The 22,728-nt window shown below is 58.7% G+C and carries 21 protein-coding genes; 4 read left to right on the top strand and 17 right to left on the bottom strand.

Features of this window, described 5'->3' with window-relative positions; all coding sequences use genetic code 11:
* Positions 1-3: 3 nt before the first annotated feature.
* The 11 genes from DRW39_RS00765 to DRW39_RS22760 all read right to left on the bottom strand — a co-directional run bounded on the left by DRW39_RS00765 (position 4) and on the right by DRW39_RS22760 (position 12,514).
* Positions 4-822 (bottom strand): cell division protein FtsQ/DivIB, encoded by an 819-nt coding sequence (locus DRW39_RS00765; RefSeq protein ID WP_116105086.1) that lies wholly within the window; start codon positions 820-822, stop codon positions 4-6.
* On the bottom strand, positions 812-2,194 hold the full coding sequence (gene murC, locus DRW39_RS00760) for a UDP-N-acetylmuramate--L-alanine ligase (protein WP_116105085.1): 1,383 nt from the start codon (positions 2,192-2,194) through the stop codon (positions 812-814). Before murC ends, DRW39_RS00765 begins: the two co-directional genes overlap by 11 nt.
* A complete protein-coding gene (gene murG / locus DRW39_RS00755; RefSeq protein WP_116105084.1) occupies positions 2,181-3,302 on the bottom strand; it encodes an undecaprenyldiphospho-muramoylpentapeptide beta-N-acetylglucosaminyltransferase in 1,122 nt (373 codons plus the stop codon). Before murG ends, murC begins: the two co-directional genes overlap by 14 nt.
* Positions 3,292-4,452 carry an FtsW/RodA/SpoVE family cell cycle protein gene (locus DRW39_RS00750; protein WP_116105083.1) on the bottom strand — a complete coding sequence of 387 codons (1,161 nt, stop codon included), beginning with the start codon at positions 4,450-4,452 and terminating at the stop codon, positions 3,292-3,294. The genes murG and DRW39_RS00750 overlap by 11 nt, the downstream gene beginning before the upstream one ends.
* The gene (gene murD, locus DRW39_RS00745) at positions 4,449-5,768 is read right to left on the bottom strand and encodes a UDP-N-acetylmuramoyl-L-alanine--D-glutamate ligase (RefSeq protein ID WP_116105082.1); all 1,320 of its coding nucleotides are present in this window, start codon (positions 5,766-5,768) and stop codon (positions 4,449-4,451) included. Before murD ends, DRW39_RS00750 begins: the two co-directional genes overlap by 4 nt.
* 5 nt (positions 5,769-5,773) lie before the next feature.
* Positions 5,774-7,030, bottom strand: a complete 1,257-nt coding sequence (mraY, locus tag DRW39_RS00740; RefSeq protein ID WP_116105081.1) for a phospho-N-acetylmuramoyl-pentapeptide-transferase — start codon at positions 7,028-7,030, stop codon at positions 5,774-5,776.
* A complete protein-coding gene (locus tag DRW39_RS00735; RefSeq protein WP_116105080.1) occupies positions 7,020-8,498 on the bottom strand; it encodes a UDP-N-acetylmuramoyl-L-alanyl-D-glutamate--2,6-diaminopimelate ligase in 1,479 nt (492 codons plus the stop codon). The genes mraY and DRW39_RS00735 overlap by 11 nt, the downstream gene beginning before the upstream one ends.
* 1 nt (position 8,499) lies before the next feature.
* Entirely contained in the window at positions 8,500-10,623 is a 2,124-nt protein-coding gene (locus DRW39_RS00730) for a penicillin-binding transpeptidase domain-containing protein (RefSeq protein ID WP_116105079.1), read from the bottom strand.
* Positions 10,624-10,680: 57 nt separating this feature from the next.
* Positions 10,681-10,992 (bottom strand): FtsL-like putative cell division protein, encoded by a 312-nt coding sequence (locus DRW39_RS00725; RefSeq protein WP_116105078.1) that lies wholly within the window; start codon positions 10,990-10,992, stop codon positions 10,681-10,683.
* A 142-nt stretch (positions 10,993-11,134) separates the two neighbouring features.
* On the bottom strand, positions 11,135-12,037 hold the full coding sequence (gene rsmH, locus DRW39_RS00720) for a 16S rRNA (cytosine(1402)-N(4))-methyltransferase RsmH (protein WP_116105077.1): 903 nt from the start codon (positions 12,035-12,037) through the stop codon (positions 11,135-11,137).
* A complete protein-coding gene (locus DRW39_RS22760) occupies positions 12,038-12,514 on the bottom strand; it encodes a division/cell wall cluster transcriptional repressor MraZ (RefSeq protein ID WP_116105076.1) in 477 nt (158 codons plus the stop codon).
* Between the two features lie 372 nt (positions 12,515-12,886).
* On the opposite strand from DRW39_RS22760, the gene DRW39_RS00710 reads away from it, so the two are divergent.
* Together DRW39_RS00710 and DRW39_RS00705 are read left to right on the top strand one after the other, a co-directional pair.
* Positions 12,887-13,378 (top strand): fatty acid hydroxylase, encoded by a 492-nt coding sequence (locus DRW39_RS00710; RefSeq protein ID WP_116105075.1) that lies wholly within the window; start codon positions 12,887-12,889, stop codon positions 13,376-13,378.
* 10 nt (positions 13,379-13,388) lie between these two features.
* Positions 13,389-13,958 carry a hypothetical protein gene (locus DRW39_RS00705; protein WP_116105074.1) on the top strand — a complete coding sequence of 190 codons (570 nt, stop codon included), beginning with the start codon at positions 13,389-13,391 and terminating at the stop codon, positions 13,956-13,958.
* A 4-nt stretch (positions 13,959-13,962) separates the two neighbouring features.
* Here the strand turns inward: DRW39_RS00705 and DRW39_RS00700 are convergent, their stop codons facing one another.
* From DRW39_RS00700 to DRW39_RS00680, 5 genes are all read right to left on the bottom strand, one after another.
* On the bottom strand, positions 13,963-14,862 hold the full coding sequence (locus DRW39_RS00700) for a histone deacetylase (protein ID WP_232830027.1): 900 nt from the start codon (positions 14,860-14,862) through the stop codon (positions 13,963-13,965).
* Entirely contained in the window at positions 14,862-16,382 is a 1,521-nt protein-coding gene (locus tag DRW39_RS00695) for an ABC transporter substrate-binding protein (RefSeq protein WP_157975836.1), read from the bottom strand. Before DRW39_RS00695 ends, DRW39_RS00700 begins: the two co-directional genes overlap by 1 nt.
* The gene (gene guaA, locus DRW39_RS00690; RefSeq protein ID WP_116105072.1) at positions 16,339-17,880 is read right to left on the bottom strand and encodes a glutamine-hydrolyzing GMP synthase; all 1,542 of its coding nucleotides are present in this window, start codon (positions 17,878-17,880) and stop codon (positions 16,339-16,341) included. The genes DRW39_RS00695 and guaA overlap by 44 nt, the downstream gene beginning before the upstream one ends.
* Positions 17,881-17,971: 91 nt before the next feature.
* On the bottom strand, positions 17,972-18,817 hold the full coding sequence (locus tag DRW39_RS00685) for a bacteriorhodopsin (protein WP_116105071.1): 846 nt from the start codon (positions 18,815-18,817) through the stop codon (positions 17,972-17,974).
* A gap of 50 nt (positions 18,818-18,867) precedes the next feature.
* Complete coding sequence (locus tag DRW39_RS00680; protein ID WP_116105070.1) at positions 18,868-19,188, bottom strand: ArsR/SmtB family transcription factor; 321 nt, start codon at positions 19,186-19,188, stop codon at positions 18,868-18,870.
* A 368-nt stretch (positions 19,189-19,556) separates the two neighbouring features.
* On the opposite strand from DRW39_RS00680, the gene DRW39_RS00675 reads away from it, so the two are divergent.
* Positions 19,557-19,970: a hypothetical protein gene (locus DRW39_RS00675; RefSeq protein WP_116105069.1), complete on the top strand. Its 414-nt coding sequence runs from the start codon at positions 19,557-19,559 to the stop codon at positions 19,968-19,970.
* A 96-nt stretch (positions 19,971-20,066) separates the two neighbouring features.
* Here the strand turns inward: DRW39_RS00675 and mdh are convergent, their stop codons facing one another.
* Positions 20,067-20,999 (bottom strand): malate dehydrogenase, encoded by a 933-nt coding sequence (mdh, locus tag DRW39_RS00670; RefSeq protein ID WP_116105068.1) that lies wholly within the window; start codon positions 20,997-20,999, stop codon positions 20,067-20,069.
* 180 nt (positions 21,000-21,179) lie between these two features.
* On the opposite strand from mdh, the gene DRW39_RS00665 reads away from it, so the two are divergent.
* A complete protein-coding gene (locus tag DRW39_RS00665; RefSeq protein ID WP_157975835.1) occupies positions 21,180-22,706 on the top strand; it encodes a zinc-dependent metalloprotease in 1,527 nt (508 codons plus the stop codon).
* Positions 22,707-22,728: the final 22 nt, after the last annotated feature.

Raw genomic sequence — 22,728 nt, 5'->3', positions numbered from 1 at the left:
GATTTAGGCTTTTTTAGCGACGACCTGGTCAGCATAACGCAGGTCGAAACTCCGGTACTTCCGCCAACCCTCGTACGGAAGTCCTTCGCGGTAAAATATTTTGAGCCGCTCCAGTCGGGCGGGGGTCATCTCTTCGTCGTAGCGTCCCAGGTACACGACCTGGTCGCCCACCTTGGGGGCCAGCACCAGCTCGCCGGTATCGGTGATGTCAATCTGCTCGATGAGCGCGGCCAGGAACGGATCGTGCCGTAGCAGATCCCCCAGGGCCATCAACTGCCCGAGTTGGTGGTCGGGCTTTTCGCGGTAGTCTTCCGACCAGGGGACCACGTTGCCCGTTACCACGGGTACGCGGACGGTATAGTTCTGGCTCAGGGGCAGCCGGATGCCTTCCCGGTCAAGGTAGTAGTTCTGTCCGTTATCGGCAATGATGCGCAGGAGCGGCACCCGTTGCCGGACACTGATATTCAGCACCAAGTCGGCATCCACGTAGGCTTCCGCGTCGCCGACGAAGGCCTGGCTTTCCAGCACTTCCTCCACCCTTTCGACGTCCACGTCGGAGAGCTTGAGTTGATCCAGCGATTTGGTGAAGCTGGCGGATAGCAGTTCCATAAGTTCTTCGGCCTCGACCAGGTTAGCACCGTCCTCCAGAGGAATCACCTCCGGCCGGATAGCCGAGATATGGGCGGATTCCCGTTCCGAGATCGCGCTGATGGCCAGGGCGACGACGGCCAGGGCGACGAAGATCCAGCCGTAGGTACGGATGCCGATGAAGATGCCCGCAAAGAAGCGGGCTACCCTGCTGCCGTGTTCTTTATTGGTCATCATTCGTTGTTTTACGGTGCTGAGCGACTACCCGCGTTACCAGGGCATCGATGTTGCCGGCGCCGAGTAACAGCAGCACGCCGTCCTTTAGTTCCGCCGTCGCCTCCAGCATTTGCGTTTCGCTGAGCAAGCGGCGTTTTTCGTTCTTCATCATCCCGTAAACCAGCTGGCTGGTCACCCCGGGAATGGGTTCCTCGCGCGCCGGATAGATCGGTATGATGATGGCTTCGTCCAGCAGGTCCAGTGCCCGGGCAAATCCAGCGGCAAAGTCCTGGGTGCGGCTATACAGGTGGGGCTGGAAGACGCCCCGGATGGTCCGGTTCGGATACAACTCACGGGCAGCCGAGATGGCCGCCGTCAGTTCGGTGGGATGGTGGGCGTAATCGTCAATGATCACCAGCCGCCCATTTTTGAGCACGGTCTCGAAACGCCGGGCGATGCCGTGAAAATTGGCCAGTCCCTCCCGCAGATCTTCCTGGTTGCCGCCTGCCAGGCGGGTAACGGCGCAGGCCGCCACGGCGTTCTCTACGTTGTGCCGCCCGGGCAGCGCCGTGCGCAAACCGTTGATGAGGTGACCGTCCGGCTCCCGGAGGTCGAAGTGAAAGGCACCGTCTTCCACCCGAATGTTCTGAGCACAGAAGTCGCCGGCGCCGATCCCGAAGGTCGACACCATCACGTTCTCGATGTCGGCGAAGTGCTCCGCCACGTCGTAGCGGACAATCAGCTGGCCACCCGGCTTCACGCGTTTGGCATAGGCACGGAAACCCGTTTCCAGCATCTGCCCGTGATCGCCGTAGATATCGAGGTGGTCGGGATCGGTGGATAAAACCACCGCGATTTCCGGACTCAGCCGCAGGAAGCTGCGGTCGTACTCGTCAGCCTCCACGACCACCCAGTCGCTATCGCCGTGTACGTAGTTGCCGTCAAAATCCCGGGCTATGCCGCCAAGGAAGGCGGAGGGGTCCAGTCCGGCGGTTGCCATCAGGTAGGTCGTGATGGTCGTAGTGGTCGTCTTGCCGTGGGTACCGGCAATACCCACGCAGCGCATCTCGCGGCTGATGAGCCCGAGTACCTCGGAGCGTTTCATGAGGTGATAACCGCCCTGCTGCACCTGTACCAGCTCGGGAAAGTTCTTCGGGATGGCGGGGGTATAGACCACCAGCAGATCGTCACCGGGCGCCGGGAGCGACTCCGGCTGAGCATCGTAGTGGATAGCCATGCCCTCCTGCTCCAGCCGCCGGGTCAGTACGGTGGAGGTCTTGTCGTATCCGGATACTTCAATCCCCCGGCTACGGAAGTAGCGGGCCACGGCCGACATACCAATGCCACCGATGCCGATGAAGTATACGCGCCCGACGTCAGACAGCTGCATGGATATCGCTTTTTTCTGGGTGTGTAATAATGAGTTGAAGAACCTCGTCGGCAATTCGCTTGACTGCGCCGGGTTTGGCTTGTTCCTGCGCTGCGCCGCCCAACGCTTGCCGCCGCTGCGGATCGTCGATTAGCTCGAGAGCGGTCGGTACGAGCTTTTCGTTGACCTCGCTATCGGCTACGAGAACCGCGGCATTCCGCTCGGTGAGGGCTTCGGCGTTGCGCGTCTGGTGGTCCTCGGCCACCCAGGGCGAAGGTACCAGTATGGCGGGTTTGCCCAGGTACTCGATCTCGGCGATGGTGGTCGAGCCGGCCCGACCGATGACCACGGTGGCCTGGGCGTAGGCCTCGTCCATTTTATCCAGGAATGCCGTGATGGTCACGTTGGGGAGCCGGGCGGTCTCACACTCATGGAACGCATCGAGGTAGTTCTTTCCGCACTGCCATACCCAGCGTACGTCGGGGCGGGCGGCGATCCGGTCGGTCGAGGCGGCCATGGCTTCGTTGAGGGAGCGGGCACCGCCCGATCCACCCATCAGCAAGACGGTGTTCGACCCGTCGGCTTCCATTTGGCGCGCCCGTTCCAGCAGTTGTTCGCGGACCGGATTTCCCGTGATCACCAGCTTCTGGCTGGGGAAGAATTTGGACATGCCGGGAAAGGCCACGCAGATCTTGTCCACCTTGCTACCGAGCCACTTGTTGGCCAGGCCGGCAAAGGCATTCGGCTCCTGAATCAGCGTGGGGATGCCCTGCTTGGCTGCCGCGTACAGGACCGGGCCACCGGCGTAGCCACCGGTGCCGATGACGGCATCCGGCCGGAATTCCCGCAGGATCTGCTGGCTGCGGAACAGGCTGCTCAGCACCTTCACCGGGAAACTCAGATTGTCCAGGGTCAGCCGCCGCTGGAGGCCGCTGATCCACAGCCCCTCGATGCGGTAGCCCGCCGCGGGAACCTTTTCCATCTCCATTTTCCCCTTCGCGCCTACGAACAGGAATTCGGCGTCCGGCCGTAGACGGCGGAGCTCGTCGGCGATGGCGATCGCCGGGAAGATGTGGCCGCCGGTACCGCCGCCACTCACGATAAATCGGAGGGGTCGCTTAGGTTGCATCGGCGTTCACGGCTTCTATGTATTTCGATACGGACATCAGGATGCCTAGCGCAATACAGGTGAATAAAAGGCTAGTACCGCCCATGCTCACGAGGGGGAGCGTCAGGCCGGTTACCGGTAACAAGTCCAGGTTGACGGCGATGTTCAGGAAGGCCTGCAACAAGAGGCTTAATCCGATCCCGAAGGCCACCATCGCCCCGAAGGCTTTACTACTTCGCGTCACCAAGCGGATAACCCGGAAGAACAGCAAGAGGTAGATCGCGATCAGCAACGTACCACCTATCGCGCCGTACTCCTCCACGATAATGCTGTAAATAAAGTCAGACTGGGCACTGTACAGCGTATGACGCTGGGTAGAATTTCCCGGCCCGACACCGATGACACCCCCGTTAGCAATGGCAATCATCGCCCCGGTAATCTGCCGGCGGTCGTCCACCTTCGCCGCGGAGGGGTTGAAGTAGGTCTCGATCCGCTTCTCCCAGGTGGCAGCCCGCGGCACGAGTTGGGGGTATTTCGACCCCACCATGACCAGCATACTGAATACACTGATGCCCAGCAGGATCAGCATCAGGATGTACTGCATCGCCACGCGTCCCACGATCATCATCAGAATGCAGATCACGAAGAGCATGATAGCCGAAGAAAGGTCACTCAGGGCGATCAGTAGACAGATGCCCAGCACTGGTAGGATGATCGGAACGAAGGCTTCCCGGAAGTCCTTGATCACGTCCTGCTTGGATCCGATCGCACGGGCTACGAAGAGGATGAGCGCCAGCTTGGCGAAGTCCGAACTCTGAAAGGTCAGGTTGATGCCGGGTATAGTCAGCCAGCGCTTGGCCCCGTTGATCTCGGTACCAAATACCTGCGTGAGTAACAGCAGGATAATGGCGATGATAAGCATCGTCGGCGCCCATCGGCTGTACTTGGTGTAGGCCAGCAGGTGACCGATGTATACGATGATGAGCCCGAATCCGAGGATCACGCCGTGCTTGAAGATGTAGCCGTTCACCGCGCCGTCGGCATTGCGGTACGCCAGGTTGGCCACCGCGCTGTAGACCGCGACCATGGAGATCAGCGACAGGATGATTATGATGGCCCAGAGAACGCGGTCGCCGCGCAGCTCGGTAGCTATGCGTGTGGAGATGCTCATGCGACTTGACGTTTGACATGCTCGCGGAACTGATCCCCGCGGTCCATGTAGTTCTTGAATAGGTCGAAGCTGGCGCAGGCCGGGCTTAGCAGGATACGGTCACCCGCTCCGGCGTACTCCCGTGCCAGTTCGACGGCCCGTTCGGCACTCTGGCACTCGACCACCCGGTCGATGTCCGCGAAGGCCTCCTTCAGTTTTTTGTTATCTACCCCCAGGCAGATCAGCGTATGCACCTTTCCGTTCAGCAGTTCGCGCAGCGGCGCGTAGTCGTTGCCCTTGTCGGTTCCGCCGGCGATCCAGACGGTGGGACCGTCCATGGCCTCGAGGGCGAAATAGGTGGAGTCCACGTTGGTGGCCTTGCTATCGTTGATCCAGGTACGGCCGTCCGTAGTCGGGATGACCTCCATGCGGTGGGCGGCGGGAACGAAGCTTTCCAGCCCCACCCTGATCTCTTCGGGGCTCACGTTCAGCAGCAGCGCGATGCGGACGGCAAAGAGGGCGTTCATCGCATTGTGGCGGCCGCGTAGCGAGCTGCCGCTCAGATCGAATACCTGCTCCTGCACCGTGATCCGGCTACCGTCGATATCCTTCTCCGGATCGATAACCGTTACAGCGGCCTCCGTTTTATTGCGGCGGCGCGCAGGTGCAATGGTTTCCGGGTCGTCGAGTATCAGCAAATGATCCGAGGCCCTTTGCCGGCGGGCAATTCGGAACTTGCTGTCGGCGTACTTCTCCAGCTTATACTCGTAGCGGTCGAGGTGATCCGGGGTAATGTTGAGGATGGTCGCGATATCCGGGCGGAAGTCGACAATCCCGTCCAACTGGAAGCTGCTCAGTTCCAGTACGTAGATATCTTGTGGTTCATGGTCCACCAGCAGCCGGGCGAAGCTATCGCCCAGGTTTCCTCCGGCCATGACACGCTCGCCGGCGGTCTGCAGCAGGTGGTGGGTCAGCATGGTTGTCGTCGTCTTGCCATTGCTACCGGTTATGCCCACGATGGTAGCGTCCTGTGCTACGTAGCGGAAGGCAAACTCGATTTCGGAGACGATCAGGATGCCGGCCTGGTCGATCATCTTGATGATGTTGGCCGTATCCGGAATACCGGGGCTTTTGACCACGACATCGGCCTGTAGGAGACGGTGACGGCTGTGGCCTCCCGTCTCGAATTCGATCCCCGCCTCCCGCAGTTCCGCCAGGTAGGTGTCGTTGCCGGCACCGGCGTCACTGACGAATACGTCGTACCCCTCGCGCTGCCCGAGGCGGGCGGCACTTGCTCCGGATTCACCGGCACCGAGGATGACTAGTCGTTTGCTCACGGGGATTAGCGGAGTTTAAGGGTCAGGATGGTGGCAACGGCCAGCAGGATACCGATGATCCAGAAGCGGATCACGATCTTGACTTCGGACATGCCGCTTTTCTGGTAGTGGTGATGCAGGGGCGACATCCGGAGGATGCGGCGCCCTTCACCGTATTTCTTGCGGGTATACTTAAAGTAGCCCACCTGGGCCATCACGGACAGGTTCTCGATCACGAAGATGCCGCAGAGGATGGGAATCAGTAGCTCCTTACGCAGCAGGATCGCCAGGGCGGCGATGATGCCCCCTAGGGCCAATGACCCGGTATCGCCCATGAAGACGGAGGCCGGGAAGCTGTTGTGCCACAGGAACCCGAGACAAGCGCCCAGCAGACAGCCGCTGAAGACGATCAGTTCCTGGGTACCCGGCAGGTGCAGGATGCCGAGGTAGTTGGCCGCGATGGCGTTACTGCCCACGTAGGCGAAGACCGCCAGCGTTCCGGCGATGATGGCCGAGGTGCCCGTAGCCAGACCGTCCAGACCGTCGGTCAGGTTGGCGGCGTTGGATACTGCGGTCACGATAAAGATGATGAGGGGCACGAAGATGATCCACACCAGGTGACGGCCGATGTTGAAGACGTCGGCGTAGGTCATCACGCTGTCCTTGATGAAGGGCACGTTCGTAAGGGTGGTCCGGTAGTTGGCCCGCTGCACGATCTGCCCGTTATCCAGTTGGATCGTCTCTACCGGTCCGGCCTGCTGGGCGTCGCTGATGCCGATCTCCTGGGCACTGTCGACGTCGAGGCGCACCACGACCTGCTCGTTGAAGAGCATAATAAGGGCGATGAGCAAGCCGAGGCCAACCTGCCCGAGGATCTTGAATTTACCCGCCAGTCCGTCCTTGTTCTTATGCTTGATCTTCAGGTAGTCGTCGACGAAGCCGATGGCTCCCATCCATACCGTAGCTACCAGCATGGTGATCAGGTAGATATTATCCAGCCGGGCAAAGAGCAGGCACGGAACCAGTACTGCCAACAGGATGATGACGCCGCCCATCGTAGGCGTTCCTTTCTTTTCCATCTGCCCTTCCAGCCCGAGGTCGCGCACGGATTCCCCGATCTGCTTCTTGCGTAGGTACCGGATGATGCGACCACCCGTCACCATACTAAGGACCAGGGAGACGATGATGGCTACCCCCGCCCGGAAGCTGAGGAAGTCCAGCAGGTTCCCACCGGGGAAGTCTCCAAAAGTGGCCTTTAACCAGTCGACTAGCTCAATTAACACGGGCGAATTCTTTTAGGGCTTGAGCTAATTCCTTCCGGTCGTCGAAGGGCAGTCGCTGCCCCTGGATTTCCTGGTAGGTTTCGTGGCCTTTCCCGGCGACGAGAAGAACCTCGTTACCCAGACGAACGGCGGTGCGGATGGCCTGGCGGCGGTCGGTGATGCGCAGCACGCGGCGCATGGCTTCGGCGGATAGGCCCGCTTCCATCTCGCTCAGTATCGCGTCGGGTGACTCCGAACGCGGATTATCACTGGTCAGGATAACCTGATCGGCCAGTTCGGCGGCGATGCGGGCCATTTCCGGACGCTTGGTACGGTCCCGGTCTCCTCCCGCGCCCACCACGCAGGTGAGTCGGTGGCCTTCCGGCAAGAGGGCCCGCAGGGTTTCAAGTACGTTGCGCAGGGCATCGGGGGTATGGGCGTAATCCACCAGCGCGGTCACCCGGCCCGCGGGATCGGCTACCGCCTCCAACCGACCCTCCGCCCCCTTCAGGGCACTCAGGCTAACCAGTATTTCCTGCTCGTACTGACCGAGCAACACCGCCGTACCGTAGGCGGCCAGCAGGTTGTAGGCATTGAAGCGACCGAGCATCGGGAAGAATACCTCCGTACCGTTTATGTCCAGCTGCAGCCCCTGTGGCGTATTTGCGATCAGGCGGCCGTGAAACTCCACGTTGGAGCGCAGGCTGTAGCGATGCTTGGCCGCTGCCGTATTCTGCAGCATAACGTCTCCCCGGCGATCGTCGGCGTTGGAGAGGGCAAAACTGCCCGCGGGGAGCTGATCGAAGAAAGCCTTTTTCGCGGCCAGGTACTCCGCGAAGCTACCGTGGTAGTCGAGGTGATCGTGGGTGATGTTCGTGAATACGCCCCCGTCAAAGTCCAGTCCCAGCGTGCGTTTCTGATGGACGGCGTGGCTGCTGACTTCCATGAAGACGTAGTCCACGCGTGCGTCGCGCATTTCAGCGAGGGCGGCGTGTATGGCCAGCGCGTCCGGGGTGGTATGGGTCGCATCGCGGCGTTCGCGGCCGATACGGATCTCTACCGTCGACAGTAAGCCGGATCGGAAACCCAGCGAAGTATAGAGATCGTGCAACAACGTCGCTACCGTGGTCTTGCCGTTCGTACCGGTAATGCCCACCAGTTTCATGGCCTGGCTGGGTGAATCGTACCACACGTCCGCGATGAGGGCAAGCGCGGCGGCACTGTCGCGGACGGTGATCACCGTTACCGTGTCGTTGGGCAGGACATTATCTGAGACGCGGCCTTCCTCCACTATGAGGGCCGTAGCTCCCGCCTTAACGGCTTGATCGAGGTAGTCGTGTCCGTCCACCCGGGTGCCGGGCACCGCGACAAAGAGGTAGCCTTCGCCGACCTTGCGGCTGTCAAAGGTCACACCCTCGATGGCACGACCTTCCGTTGCCCCGGTGAGGGAGCTGACGGTAAGTGGCGCGATGAGGGCTTGAAGCTGCATGTTATCGGAGTATGAGTTCTACGTCGCGACCGGGCTGTCCGTTGCCGTCGCTCTGCCAGCGCATATTGACCACGCGTCCGACACCGCGGGGGTGGACTACGTAGCCGTCGTTTTCGAGCACGTACAGCGCATCGCGCAGGCGCATGCCCCGCACGTTGGGGAAGCGCTGCCCCGCCGGATTGATAGCCGCCAGTTCGACCGCTTCGTCGCCCGCCCCGATGACCGCCAATTCGGCGTCCGGCAGCGTATCGACGGGTACGTTAACGTAATCCAGCACGTCGACCAGTTCCGGCAGGTAGCCCGCGTCGCGGCTGGGCAACTCGCCGGCGTAGAGTACCGGGCGCGGACCGCGATTGATGGGCTCGTGTACCTCGATCATGCTGTTGTAAATATTGTCGGCAATCTCCCGGAATATTGGTCCGGCCACCTCGCCGCCATAGTAGCCGCCGACGGTGGGATCCTTTATTACCACAATGATACTGTAGGTCGGATTTTCCGCGGGAAAATAGCCGGCGAAACTTGCCTGGTACTTCGTTTTTTGGTTGCGGTGACCGTAGTTCTGCTGACTCGTCCCGGTTTTGGCGGCGAAACGGTATTGCTCCGACTTCAGCCGGCGGGCCGTACCTCTTTCCACTACCCCTTCGAGAAGGGACTGCAGCTCTTCGATGGTTTCCGCACTGGCCAGTTCATCGTCAATGACGGTTGGCTTATAGTTCTCCAGTATACGGCCGCCCCGTTCCACTTTGGTAACCAGGTAGGGCTTCATCATTTTACCCCCGTTGGCCACCGTATTATAGAAGGTAAGCATCTGAAGCGGAGTGAGTCGGCTTTCGTAACCGATGGCCATCCAGGCGCGGGAAATGCCGGAGAAACCATCCTGACTCGGATCGTTAATGAAGGGCGTACGCTCGCCCTCCAGCTCGATGCCGCTCTGGCTGTCGAGGTGGAAGTCGCGCAGGCGTTCGGAGAACTCATTCCCCTTATACAGGCTATCGACGAGCTTGGCCATACCTACGTTGGACGACTGCTCGAAGGCGTCGCGTACGCTCACCACGCGCCAGCCCCGACTGGCCGGACTGGAGTCCTCCATCGTGAGGTCGTAAAACTTCTTCTTGCCGTTCTCAATATCCACCTCACTGTCCAGATCGACGTAGCCGTCCTCCAGGAGCGCCATCATCGTGGCGAGTTTAAAGGTGGACCCCGGCTCGTTGGCCCGGGAGATGGCGTAGTTGTACTGCTCGGCGAACTTGTTCCGGTCTGCGTTCACCGCTCCGAGGTTAGCCATAGCGCGTATGGCCCCGGTTTCTACTTCCATTACGATGGCGGCACCCCACTCGGCCCGGTGTCGACGCACGCCCCTTTCCAGAGCGTTTTCGGCAATGTCCTGCATATTGACATCCAGGGTGGTATGTACGTCCGCGCCGGATGTCGGCTCCACAATGGATAGGTTGTCCGTAGGCAACCAAATGCCATTGCCCATATTGAACATCTCCTGTTGTCCGCTTTCCCCGGCCAGCTGGGCATCGAAGGCACCTTCCAGGCCGACCTTCGCGCCGGATTCCCGGCTGTAGCCGATGGTGCGCCGGGCCAGCCATCCGAAGGGTCGTTTACGGGCGGCCCGCTTCTCCACGATCAGGCCGCCACCCATTCGACCCTGATTGAAAATGGGAAACTTGCGGATCCGCGACAATTCGCTGTAGCTGACACTCTCCTTCAGCTTAAAGTAGTGATTGGGGGAGCCGGCTACGCTGTCGCGCATCATGAGCAGGCTGTCGCGCCAGGACCCGGCGGTGTGCTCGTTGTCGACGTAGCGGGACAAGAGAATGGCCAGGCTATCGATGTTATCGTAATAATCACGCGGGCTGGCCACGTAGGGGTCGAAGTGCAGACTGAAGTAGGGAACCGACGTCGCCAGCAGATTATCGTTGCGACCGTAGATATTTCCCCGCTCGGCCTGTACGGTGACTACCCGGAACCTTTCCTTCCCCAGTTCCTGGAACTCAGCCTGGCGCAGCACCGCGATGTCGAAGGTCCGGTACACCAACAGCCCCGCCACCGGCACGATGACTACCGCCAGGATCGCGAAGATGCGAATAAGTACCTCGTCCTTGAAATTTACGGCCAAAACGGGATTAGTGGTGCTAAAAAGCGATTAACGGGTGTTGAACAGGATAACAAAAATTTATTTCGCCACGGGGGCGTATATCTTTCGCGGCTTGCCCCGGTGCAGTCGCAGTCCGGCGGGGCGAACCTGGTCGACGACTTCGGAACGAAGTCCGTTGTACATGTTTTCGCTCTGCAGCGACATGTAGAGCCAGCGTTTTTCTTTGATATCGGACTCGAGTTCCTGAATCTGGCGGACGTTGTATTCCGCGTAGTGTGCGTTACCAATGTACAGGAGCGCTAACACTCCCAAAAAGGAGAGGTATCCGAGATTGTCCAGGATGAGGGCGGGCACGGAGATGCCTCCGGCGCGCTTGCGCTTAGTTGCCATAATTTATCACACCATTTATAGTCCACGAAGTCCATCAGATTCCAAGTCAAAACCGGAATCGCGTACGACGATCGACGTCAACAAATTCTTTGGCGACGGTGCCGGCCGTACGGTGTCATCCGCACGGCCGGCCCCTGTTGCCTCATATACGCTCCCCGGCCCTCAGCTTGGCACTTCTGGCCCGGGAGTTTTGCCGAAGCTCTTCGGCATCCGGCAGCACGGGTTTTTTCGTCAGGACTTTGTAGGGACGGTCAATTTTCCCGTAAAAGTCTTTGTTGACGACGCCTTCCGCGTTGCCGGTTTTGAGGAAGTTTTTCGTGATGCGATCTTCCAGCGAATGATAGCTGATGACGCTGAGTCGGCCGTGTGTTGGTATCAGTAAGTTGGTGGCTTGCGCCAATAAATCAGTAAGGGCGCCGATCTCATCGTTCACCTCAATGCGAAGCGCCTGGAACACCTGCGCCAGATAGCGCGGGCGTTGGCCCCGAACCCACGGATTGACCACCTGCAGGAAGTCCTGAATGGTCACGATGGGTGCTTGCTCCCGGGCCTCCGCGATGGCGAGGGCCAGTGAGCGCGCGTTTCGTACTTCGCCGTATTCGCCTAGCACCTTCTGCAGGTCCTCCGGACTGTAGTTGTTAACTACGTCGGCGGCCGTGCGGTCGGCTCCTTTGCCCATGCGCATATCCAGCTCCGCGTCGAAGCGAAAGCTGAACCCGCGCTCGGCCTGATCGAACTGGTGGCTGGATACCCCAAGATCGGCTAGCAGGCCGTCAATTTTATCCACGCCATAGAGGCGTAGAAAATTGGTCAGGTTACGGAAGTTGGCGGCTACGAAGGTAAATCTGCTATCGTCCAGGGCATTGGCCGCGGCTTCCTCATCCTGGTCAAAGCCAAACAGGCGAATGTCTTGCGACCCCGCGCGTTCGAGGATGAAGCGGCTGTGGCCACCGCCACCGAAAGTAGCATCTACGTAAACTCCTCCCGGACGGAGGTTCAGCAAACCGACGCTTTCGTCGGCCAGTACCGGAACGTGATAAGCCATCTATAGGCCGGGTTCCGTGATACTCGAACCACCGAGCACGTCCTCCGCCAGTTCGGAGTAGTCTTCCAACTCCCCGTTCAGCATCTCTTCGTATTCGGCTTCCGCCCAAATTTCAATTCTATCGTTCATGGCGTTCAACACCACATTCTTTTCGACTTTGGCCCAGGACAGCAGTTGCTTCGGAAGCAGGAGACGATCCGCGGAATCGGGGACCAGCTCGGTTGCGCCGCGGTAGAAGGCGCGGGTGAAAGCGAGATTCTTGCGATTGAATTTATTGAGGTTATCAACCTGGATTTTGATCAAGTCCCACACTGGTTTTGGATACAGTGTGAGACTTTGATCAAATCCACGGTTAACTACAAATTTCAAAGTGTCTCTATCACCTAGCGTCTTGAGTAGATTACTGGGAAGACGAAAGCGGCCCTTGGAGTCAAGCGCTACGTAATACTCGCCCAGTAAGTCATACTGCTGTGCCATAAACCTAAATACACGGGCAGGTACGCTTACCTACCGTATGCGCTAAGGTAACACCTTGTGACACTTCTTACCACTTTTCCCCACTTTTTTTGCCAGCTTTTTCCTTGAATCCTAACAAGGCGCTGACATTATAGCGACAATGAAACCTTTATGCTGTCATTGTCCGCGCTATTCGCTTTTCGCGTATGCCGATGTGGTAAATTTAAGGCATAAAAATCAATTTGTTTGGCTTCTACCGCACGATCAAACTTACTGGCGGGTGGTAAAATGTGGTAAGGCGGAACCAGCGGGTAGCCCGACAGGTGGGAACGCGTGGTAAGTCCGGTCACGAATGGCATAAACCATCCCCATGCTGCCCCGTTTTATGGAGGTATGGAAGTCCTTTTATATATAGGTATCGTCGTAGCTACCGTAGCCGGAATGGAATTCGTGGCCTGGGCCGCGCATAAGTACCTGATGCACGGCGCCCTGTGGGTATGGCACGAAGACCACCACCGCCCCCACCCCGAAAAAGAAGGTTTTTTCGAGAAGAACGACCTGTTTTTTCTGGTCTTCGCCATTCCCAGTGCCGCGTCCTATATAATAGGTCTCAACGTAGACGGCTGGTTCTGGCTAACCTTCGTCGGTATCGGTATCAGTATCTACGGCGCGATCTACTTCCTCATCCACGACGTATACATTCACCGGCGTTTCTCGTGGTTCCGTCAGCTCGACAATAAGTACAGCCGTGCCATCCTCCGTGCCCACGGCCACCACCATGCCATTACCGAAAAGGAGGGTGCCGAAAGCTTCGGACTGCTCGTCGTGGCTAAAAAGTACTTCGGTAAGCGATCCGAATGGGCACAAGCCGATAGCAAGCCGTAATTTAGCCGGCATGGAGGAACGGTTACTGGATAAGATCGCGGAACCCTTTAACCTGCAGCTTCCGGAGTATGCCACCCTGGAGGAAATGATCGAGGGCGTGCTGCCCGCCGTGGCTCAGTTCAGCGAGCCCAACGTACTGCCCGAAGACAGCCCCCTCTACACCCTCAACTGGGTCAAGATGACCGACCGCCCCGGCGCCACCGAGGTGGAACTCTACAACTTTCAGGATTACGGACGCGGGGAGATCCGCGTGGTAACCGACGGGGTCGTCTCCGCCCAGGCTTACGAAGTGGAGGAAAGTGGGCAACGCATCATCATCGGGCAGAGCGTTATGCGCGACAGCTTCCTTTATGAGTTGGCTTTTCTGGACGAAGACTTCCTCATCCTGCGTCGCCACGGCAACGCCGCGAATATGACCCACCGTTACCTCTTCTTCTGTCGCGAAGCCATCGGCACCCGCCTGACCTGGAACGAAGCCCTCGAACGCCTGGTCGATAAGTATCGCAACAGCCAGTTTCCGCTGCTGGCCGTCGGACTGGTCGTCGCGGCCATTATCGCGATCATGCTCTATTTCCGCTAGTCGCTCAGCCGTACAAACTGGCCGCTATCCGGTAGGTATTCGCGTGCGCCTCGATGATGGTTGCCAGCCGCTCGCTATACCCTCCCCCCATACTGATCGCCACCGGCAGGTTCCGTTGCCGACAGCTCTCCAGCACGAACCGGTCACGTTCCTTGCAGCCACTGAGCGATACGGCCAGGCGGCCGAGTTTATCCGTCTCCAGTATGTCTACTCCACTCAGGTAAAAGACCAGATCGGGTTTTATTCCATCCAGCAGGCCCGGCAAGTGCTGACGCAGCGTTTCCAGATAGAGTTCGTCGCCGCAACCGTCGGGCAATCCGATATCCAGGTCCGACTTCTCCTTGCGTACCGGATAGTTTCGCGCGCCGTGCATGCTGAAGGTGAAGACCCGGGGTTCCTCGGCGAACAGTTTGGCCGTCCCGTTTCCCTGGTGGACATCCAGATCGACGACCAGGACTTTACTTACCTCCCCGGCATGCAGGAGTTCATTGGCGGCGATGGCGATATCGTTGAACACGCAGAAGCCCTCCCCGTGATCGGCGAAGGCGTGGTGGGTACCTCCCGCTACGTTCAGCGCTACCCCATCCGCGAATGCATAGCGCGCGCAGTCCAGTGTTCCCTGGGCAATGATCCGGCCGCGAGCTACCAACTCCGGCCGCATGGGGAAACCGATGGTCCGGGCTTCTTTCCGGCTGAGGGTGTTTTGCTTAAGCTTGTCCCAGTACGCTTCCGTATGCGTGCGTAGGATTGCCTCCTCGCTCAGTGGCCGGGCCGTGAAGAACTGCGATTCCTGTAGGGTCCCTTCGTACAGCAACTGCTCGGGCAGCAGGGTGTACTTTTCCATCGGGAAGCGGTGCTTCGGCGGCAGTTCGTAGCGATAAACCGGGCTAAAGGCAACGCGCACTAGTTCACCCGCTTGAAGGCGTAGTCGGTGTACTTCAGAATGTTGACGAAGCGGTTCTCAAACCGGTCGATCACCGCCTCCTCCACGTTGGCGGCATCCGCCGGAATGACGGCAACCGGGGCAAAGCGGAAACTGGTATGGATCAGATCCTCGGGATTATCCTCGAGCTCGAACTGAAAGCGTGTACCGTAGCGGCCCGCCATTTTAAGGAAGTAGCGGGTGATGTCGTAACCAATGTAAGCTTCATCGCGTGGCAGTGCGGCGTAGTGGTCGTAAAACCGACGGCGAAAGGATTGAACGGCCGGATCCAGCGGGTCGATAAAGACGCTGCTGCTGATGTGTACATTGGTGTTTTCCAGGAAATCGGGGTTGAGCCGTTCGAAATTAGCCCACTGGGGCAGACCATAGACGGCCACCCGATCCCCGCCGTCACCGGCCGTAGCCTGGTAGACCTGCCGCAGGAAATTAGCCACGAAGGTTTCATTGTCGTAGACCGGCACCATAAATACGGTGCGCTGTCCGTCCAATAGGGTATCCAAAGCGGGAAATTCCTCCCCGATCAGCAATTCTTCAAGTGGTGGGGCCTGATCGTCGCCCGTGAGTAAGCGGTACTCATCCTGGAAGTAAGCCAGGCGTGCCCGTTGGCCGGAGGGAGCCACGAGGACGATCCGGTCGGCCCCCTGGGTACGAAATGCGTGCCCCATGAGCTCGCGCAGGTGCGTTTCCAGCGTCGGATTGACCTGGATATAATTGAGGTTTTGCTCACTGATACCGGTAGCCGCACTGTAGGGAGAGATCAGCACCTTTTCCAGGCCGTTGACCGCATCGGCCACCACGGTGACGTTCTCTTTCAGGTAGGGGCCGATGATCAGTTGCGAACGCTGGTACTCGGGAGAAAGCAGCACGTTGCGCATCTGTTCGGGGTTGGCGCGGGAGTCCTGTACCCGGACGTCGTAGGAAATCTCACCGTTCTCGGCGCGAATATCTTCCAGAGCCAGTTCCGCACCGCTGTAGAAGTGCAGCGCCCAGAGTGAATTAGGATCTACGGCCCGGGCACCGTCCAGGTTACGGTCTGAAAGGAAGGGCAGCACGAAGTCGACGCCGTAGCCGCTCAGGATGCGAGAACCGTTCCGGCCGGTACCCAATTGACGTACGGGTGGCAGACCGGCCGCGGCCGGTGAGTTGACATCTACCGGGGTGTACGTATAGCTGGTATCGGTGCCGATGGGCGGATTGTCTATCGGATCAATTACCGTCCATTCGATGGTATCCATCGGCTGGGTGGGTGCGCTTACGTAGACGTAATTGCCGCTTTCCTCGTCAAAAACGCGACGGCTTTGAACGGCATCGAGGTCCTCTCCATCCCGGTCGGGGCGGGTGCTGGTGGTCGGGCCGGTAGTATCGACGGGGCGGAATAATTCGCAGGAAGTGGCGACCGTTGTGAGCAGCAGAGCGAGTAGCCAGTAGCACCAGGCGCTACTCCCACTCAATAGTTGCCGGTGGCTTGGTACTGATGTCATAAACGACGCGGTTAATTCCTTTTACATTATTGATAATCGAGCTCGACACGGCGGCCAGAAACTCGTAGGGCAAGTGGCTCCATTCGGCCGTCATACCGTCGGTGGAGGTGACGGCCCTTAACGCAACAGCCTGCTCGTAGGTACGTTCATCGCCCATCACGCCCACGCTCTGAACGGGCAACAGAATGGTACCGGCCTGCCAGACCTGGTCGTAAAGACCGTACTCCCGCATTTTATCGATGTAGATCGCATCGGCTTCCTGTAGCAGTCGAACTTTCTCCGGCGTAATATCTCCGAGAATACGAATAGCCAGACCCGGGCCGGGGAACGGATGGCGTCCGATCAGATGCGCGGGCATGCCGAGTTCTCCCCCTACGCGCCGTACCTCATCTTTGAAGAGGTTGCGGAGCGGCTCGACGATCTTCAGGCCCATCTTTTCGGGCAACCCGCCCACGTTGTGGTGGCTCTTGATGGTCACCGAAGGACCGTGTACACTGACGCTTTCGATCACGTCCGGGTAGATGGTCCCCTGCGCCAGATACTTAATGTTTGTGAGCTTCTTGGCCTCGCGCTCGAATACTTCGATGAAGACCCGGCCGATCGCCTTGCGTTTTTTCTCCGGGTCGCTTTCGCCCGCCAGCGCCGTATAGAATTCCTGCTTCGCGTCAATGGCCGAGACGTTCAGGCCCATGCCCTCGTAGCTGCGCTCCACTTCCTCGAATTCGTTCTTGCGCAGCAGCCCGTTATCAATGAAAAAGCAGAAAAGGCGGTCGCCGATCGCCCGGTGCAACAGCATGGCAGCTACCGAACTGTCCACGCCCCCGCTGAGTCCGAGCAGCACGCGATCGTCTCCGATCTTGGTGCGGAGTTCTTCCACGGTCTGCTCGATAAAGTGAGCGGGCGTCCAGTCGCCCTGACAGCCGGCGATATTCAGCACGAAATTTTCCAGCAGTTGCTTGCCGTCGAGGCTGTGGTACACCTCCGGGTGAAACTGGATACAGTAGACGGGTGCCTCGAAGCGATCGCCCAGGCTACCGAAGGCCGCAATTTCCACGTCGGCCGTAGATGCCAGCAGCTCAAAGTCTTCCGGAAGGTGCTCGATGGTGTCGCCGTGGGACATCCATACCTGGGAGCCGGTTTCGATGTTAGCGAATAGTCCGTCGGGGCGGTGGATCCGGCCCAGGTTGGCCTTGCCGTACTCTCGTTTCAGGCTGCGGCTCACCGTGCCACCGTAGAAGTCGGCAATGTACTGGGCACCGTAGCAGATACCCAGGACCGGTAGCTTACCAACGATCTTCTTTAGGTCGGGCCGCAGCGCGCGCTCCTCGCGCACGCTGAAGGGGCTTCCGCTCAGAATGACCGCCTTGTAACTGTCGTCCAGCTTCGGGACCTTATTGAAAGGTACGATCTCACTGAAAACATTCAGCTCCCGAATGCGGCGTGCGATGAGTTGGGTGTACTGGCTACCGAAATCGAGAATGAGTACCTTTTCCGTCATGGCCGCAAATATAGCATAAGGGGACTTGGGCGGCGAGCGCAGGTAAAAACAATTCAGCTAAGCCGCTGTCCCTTTCCCCTGCTCGCACCCGTTAGCCGACGTTCATGGCGTATTCCCGCGACTGGATGTCAATCCGCTGGGTCAGCATCGTCGATCCGGCCAGATACACCACGATACCCACGCCTACTTTGTTGATGATGTCTGCAACGGAAAAGGCGATCTGCAGTACGTCGGGATTCATTCCGGTGACCGCAATCAGGATGTAGCCGATGGGATAGACGCCCCATAGCGTCACCACCGTCAGGGCGATGTATCGGAACGCGCGTTGCTCTACGGGTTGCCGGCCGGGAACGTTTTCCTTCCAAACCCGGAACAGCGCATATACAACGGCCAGGTAGCCGATGGTGGAAACCGCTCCCCACACCAGGCGGGGCCCTACCAGGATCTCATTCCCCGCCGCCACCTGCTGGTCGCCGATGTAGCCGGTCACGATCATCCAGACGTCGCCGAGCAGGGCAATCGCCAGCAATCGGTAGCCCCGGCTTTTCCGCACTCCGGCCATCATAAACATTTTGATCAGCAGCAGCGGAGTCGTGATCGTCCAATCCATGTAGCGTAGCTGCCCGATGGCCAGAAAAGCATCCTTGCTTTCCGCGTAGGTTGGTACCCCGCCGGTCGTAGCCAGAAAGGATCGGTAGTAGTCCTGTATGAAGTAGTACGAAATCCCCGCCACCAGTCCGATACACGCCGTCAGCACCCGGCTGGTATTGTGTTCCGGTGCCACGTGGGTACGGGTCTGGGCGGAAAATAAGAAGGAAGCCAGTAGCGAAAACATGCTCACCACCATGGAATACCAGGCCATGGTGGCCAACAACCCGCTTGTAGCCGCAGTAGGCAGAAATACGGTCGACGTGTCCATATCGAACTTTCCATGCATATCAAGGAAAAACGACTGGTGTTTAGTCAACACGCTGTTATATGCTACCCTCACATATTACACTGGCAATTCTCCAGGCACTCGATAATCAGACTCACGTCACGCTCCTTCAACGAGTACATGACGGAGCGGCCGTCCCGCTTGGCGCTTAGGATGCCTTTCAGCTTCATCGTCTGTAGGTGATGACTGACCAATGACTGTTCCGACTCCAGCGCGTCGGTGATGCTGGTCACGCTAAGCCGCGGATGCTGCTCCAGCAAATGGACGATCCCGAGCCGCAGTGGGTGGGCTACCGTCTTCAGGATAAAAGCGATGCGCTCCAGCTTCTCAGCTTCCTGTGGATTGATAACGGTCGGCTTGATTTGGTCCATGCTTGGGGAGATAAGGGAGATTGACATAATATACAAGAATCCACCAATAAGGGTTGAGGAGCCGGCCGGAATGACGAAGGGACCGACGGATCAGCCGCCGATCCCTTTGCATCGTAAATCTGTCCGGTACCCACTAGCTACTATCCAGCCCTTCGAAGAGTGTCGTCACCTCGCGCACGTGGAGGGGTGCGTGCTACGGTTGCGTTGGTACCATCACCGTCGGCTTTTTAAGAGTAGCAAACGATTGCCTAGGGTTTGATAGATTGGTTCACGAACGGAGGCGGCAAATCTTGCTGTCCCCGTTCGTATAAGTGGAAATACCCACTTTTCATAGCCCACCGTCTTTCTTTGAGCCTTCATTTCTGAGTATGCGAACGCTGATACTTTACCTAGTTTTCATCGTAAGCATTACCGCGCTGGCTTTTTCCGCCCGGTATTTCCTGTCACCGGAGAGCTCACTGACCGTCGAACTACTCTATAGTGCGGCGGGACGCTACGTTATACTGGCCACCGGCTTCGTGCTTCTGAAGAGCTTTTCCCCGGGCGATCTTGAAGTGCTTCGTACGGACAGGCTGTGGTGGTGCCCCACCCTGGTCGTTTGCGTCCTACTGGTTTTAATCCTGGCCTGCTTCCGCCTGCCGTACATTATGACGTACCCACCGACCCGCGTAGTTGCGTTCGCGCTGGCCATGGCCGCCGTAGCCATCCTGGAGGAGGTCCTGTTGCTCAGCGGGGTCGGAGTGCTGTTACTCAGATCCGACGGTAGGCCAGCGGCGGACTGAGGTAGCAGCATCGGACCTGAATACCCACAAAACGAAACCACCGGATGCCTCCTAATTGGGCACCCGGTGGTCGGTAATTGTTGGCTACTGAAAAACTCAGATTTCCAGTCCCTCGAAGACCTCCATCACCTCGCGCACGTGGTCGGCACTGGTGTTGAGCAGGTCCATTTCCTTGTCATTGAGTTTTAGCTCAATCACCTGGACGATGCCTTCCTTGCCAAGCTTCACGGGTACGCCCAGGAAGATGTCCTTGAGGCCGTACTCTCCGTCGAGCTGGGCGCAGCAGGGGAAGATGCGGTTCTCGTCGCGGACGATCGTTCCGACCATCTGGGCCGCGGCGGCTCCGGGAGCGTACCAGGCCGAGGTGCCCATCAGCTTGACGAGCTCTCCCCCACCCTTTTTGGTGCGGTCGACGATGGCGTCGAGGTCCTCCTCGCTGATCATCTCCGTTACGGGAATACCACTGACGGTGGTGTAGCGGGGCAGCGGCACCATCGTATCGCCGTGGCCGCCGAGCAGCATGGCCTGAATGTCTTTTGGGCTGACGTCGAGGGCGGTCGCCAGGAAGGCACGGTAACGGGCCGTATCCAGGATACCGGCCATACCGAATACCCGGTTCCGGGGCAGTCCGCTGGCTTTAAAGGCCGCGTGGGTCATCACGTCGAGGGGGTTGGATACAACGATGATGATGGGGTTCTTGCTGTGCTCCATGATGGACTTGGTCACCATGGTCACGATCTTGGCATTGGTAGAGATAAGATCGTCGCGGCTCATGCCGGGTTTGCGGGGAATACCGGCCGTGATGACAACGATGTCGCTGTCGGCGGTGTCCGCGTAGTTCTCCGTGCCGGTGAGTCGGGTACTATAGGCATCGATGCTGGCCTGCTGCCAGGAATCCAGAGCTTTGCCACGGGCCGTATCCCCTTTAATATCGAGCACGACGATTTCCCGGACCAGGTCCATGTGGGCCAGTACGTTGGCTACGGTGGCACCTACGTTTCCGGCGCCGACTACGGTTACTTTACTCATATTATCGCTTAAGTTTATTTTGCGGTTTGCGGCCAGAGGGGCACGAAAGCGCCTCGCTAGAGCCAAGTTTCGGACTGGCGAAAGTAGCCAAATTCTACCGGACCCGGATAAATGCCGCCGACAAGACGGTTCGCTGCGATCAGGTTGGCTACTTTTACGCTTATTCCTTAAATGTTACAGATGTCTGTACGTCTACCCCTGATCTTTGTTTTGTCTTTTCTCGCATTGCGCCCGCTTTTCGCCCAAAACGCCCCGCCCGAAAACGCCTGCGCGACGCCCGGCTATTCCCCCTGGCTTGAAGCCTACCACGCCGGCAAGATCGCCCGCCGCCCGAAATCGGTCGAGGTACAATACGTTCCGGTGCACCTTACACTGCTGGGCGACGACGATGGATTCGGTTATGCCGATCCGCTGACGGTGCTGAAGAGCTTTGAGTTTCTGAACGAGGACTTCGCCAAGATCAACGTCCGCTTCTTCATCGACAACGAGATCGATTACCTGAACAGCACCGCCTACTACGACCATGAGTTCGACGGCGGGAACGAACTGATGCGTAACTACAACCGGGATAATATGGTCAACAGCTACATCGTCGGCCGGGCCGCCGGTGCCTGCGGTTACTACAGCCCGAGTGCCGACGGCGTCGTATTGGACATCGACTGCATCAACGGTATCGACCGCACCTGGAGCCACGAGCTGGGACACTTTTTCGGTCTCCGGCATACCTTCTACGGCTGGGAATCCTTCGAAACCAATAAAGCCGTTGAAGACGCCTACCGCGACAGCCCGGCTCCGGCCACGCTATCGTTGAACGGGCGTACGGTGGAGGTGGAGCGCGTCGACGGCAGCAACTGCCAGGACGCCGCCGACGGCTTTTGCGATACATCACCCGACTACCTGCCGGAGCGCTGGCGTTGTGAGGCGGACGGAAACTACCTCCACAGCTTTCAGGACCCCGACGGCACCGCCTTCGAAGTTCCGGCCAGCAATATCATGAGCTACGCCTTCGACGGCTGCGTCGAGCAGTTTTCCGAGGAGCAAATCACGGCAATGAATACCAACCTGGGCACCAACCGGATCGGACTGGCGAGCACTGTCGTCCCCGAGTTCACGGCCGCGAAAGCGGAAGACATCGACCTGTTGGCCCCGGAGAACTTCGAAAGAGTGCCCTACTCGGACGTCGTCGACCTAGTTTGGAACCGGGTCCCCAACGCGGATTTTTACCTCGTCCAGGTTAATAGCACGGGTACTTTCGGTAATGAAGTAACCTACTCCTTCTTTACCTCGGATACGACAGCTACCGTCCGGGACATCCTCGCCCCTCAGAAGCGCTACTACTGGCGCGTCCGACCCGTAAACCGCTACGACGTGTCGGGAGACTTTAGCGCGACCTACCAATTCTTCAACGGTGCGGTCATCAGCACCGCGACGATGGATCCGGCCCTGGACGCAGCCATCGCGATTAATCCGAACCCGGTTGCCCCCGGTCAGTCGTTCCTGGTGACCGGCAATCGACTGGGACACGGAACGGCCGACTGGCAGCTCTACGATGCCGCCGGCCGTATCGCGAAGGAACAACGCGGCATTCAGGTTACGGGAGATCTCTCCGCCACCGTCCCGACGAACGATCTGACCCCTGGTATCTACTTTTTCCGCCTGTCGCTGGAGGGTCGGATGGTGACCAGAAGGCTTGTCGTTACCCCGTAGGCTATATTTCCTGCGCTGCGTC

It is taken from the genome of Lewinella sp. IMCC34191 (genome assembly GCF_003390935.1).
Classification (GTDB): Bacteria; Bacteroidota; Bacteroidia; order Chitinophagales; family Saprospiraceae; genus Neolewinella.
This window is presented reverse-complemented; position numbering and strand designations above follow the sequence as displayed.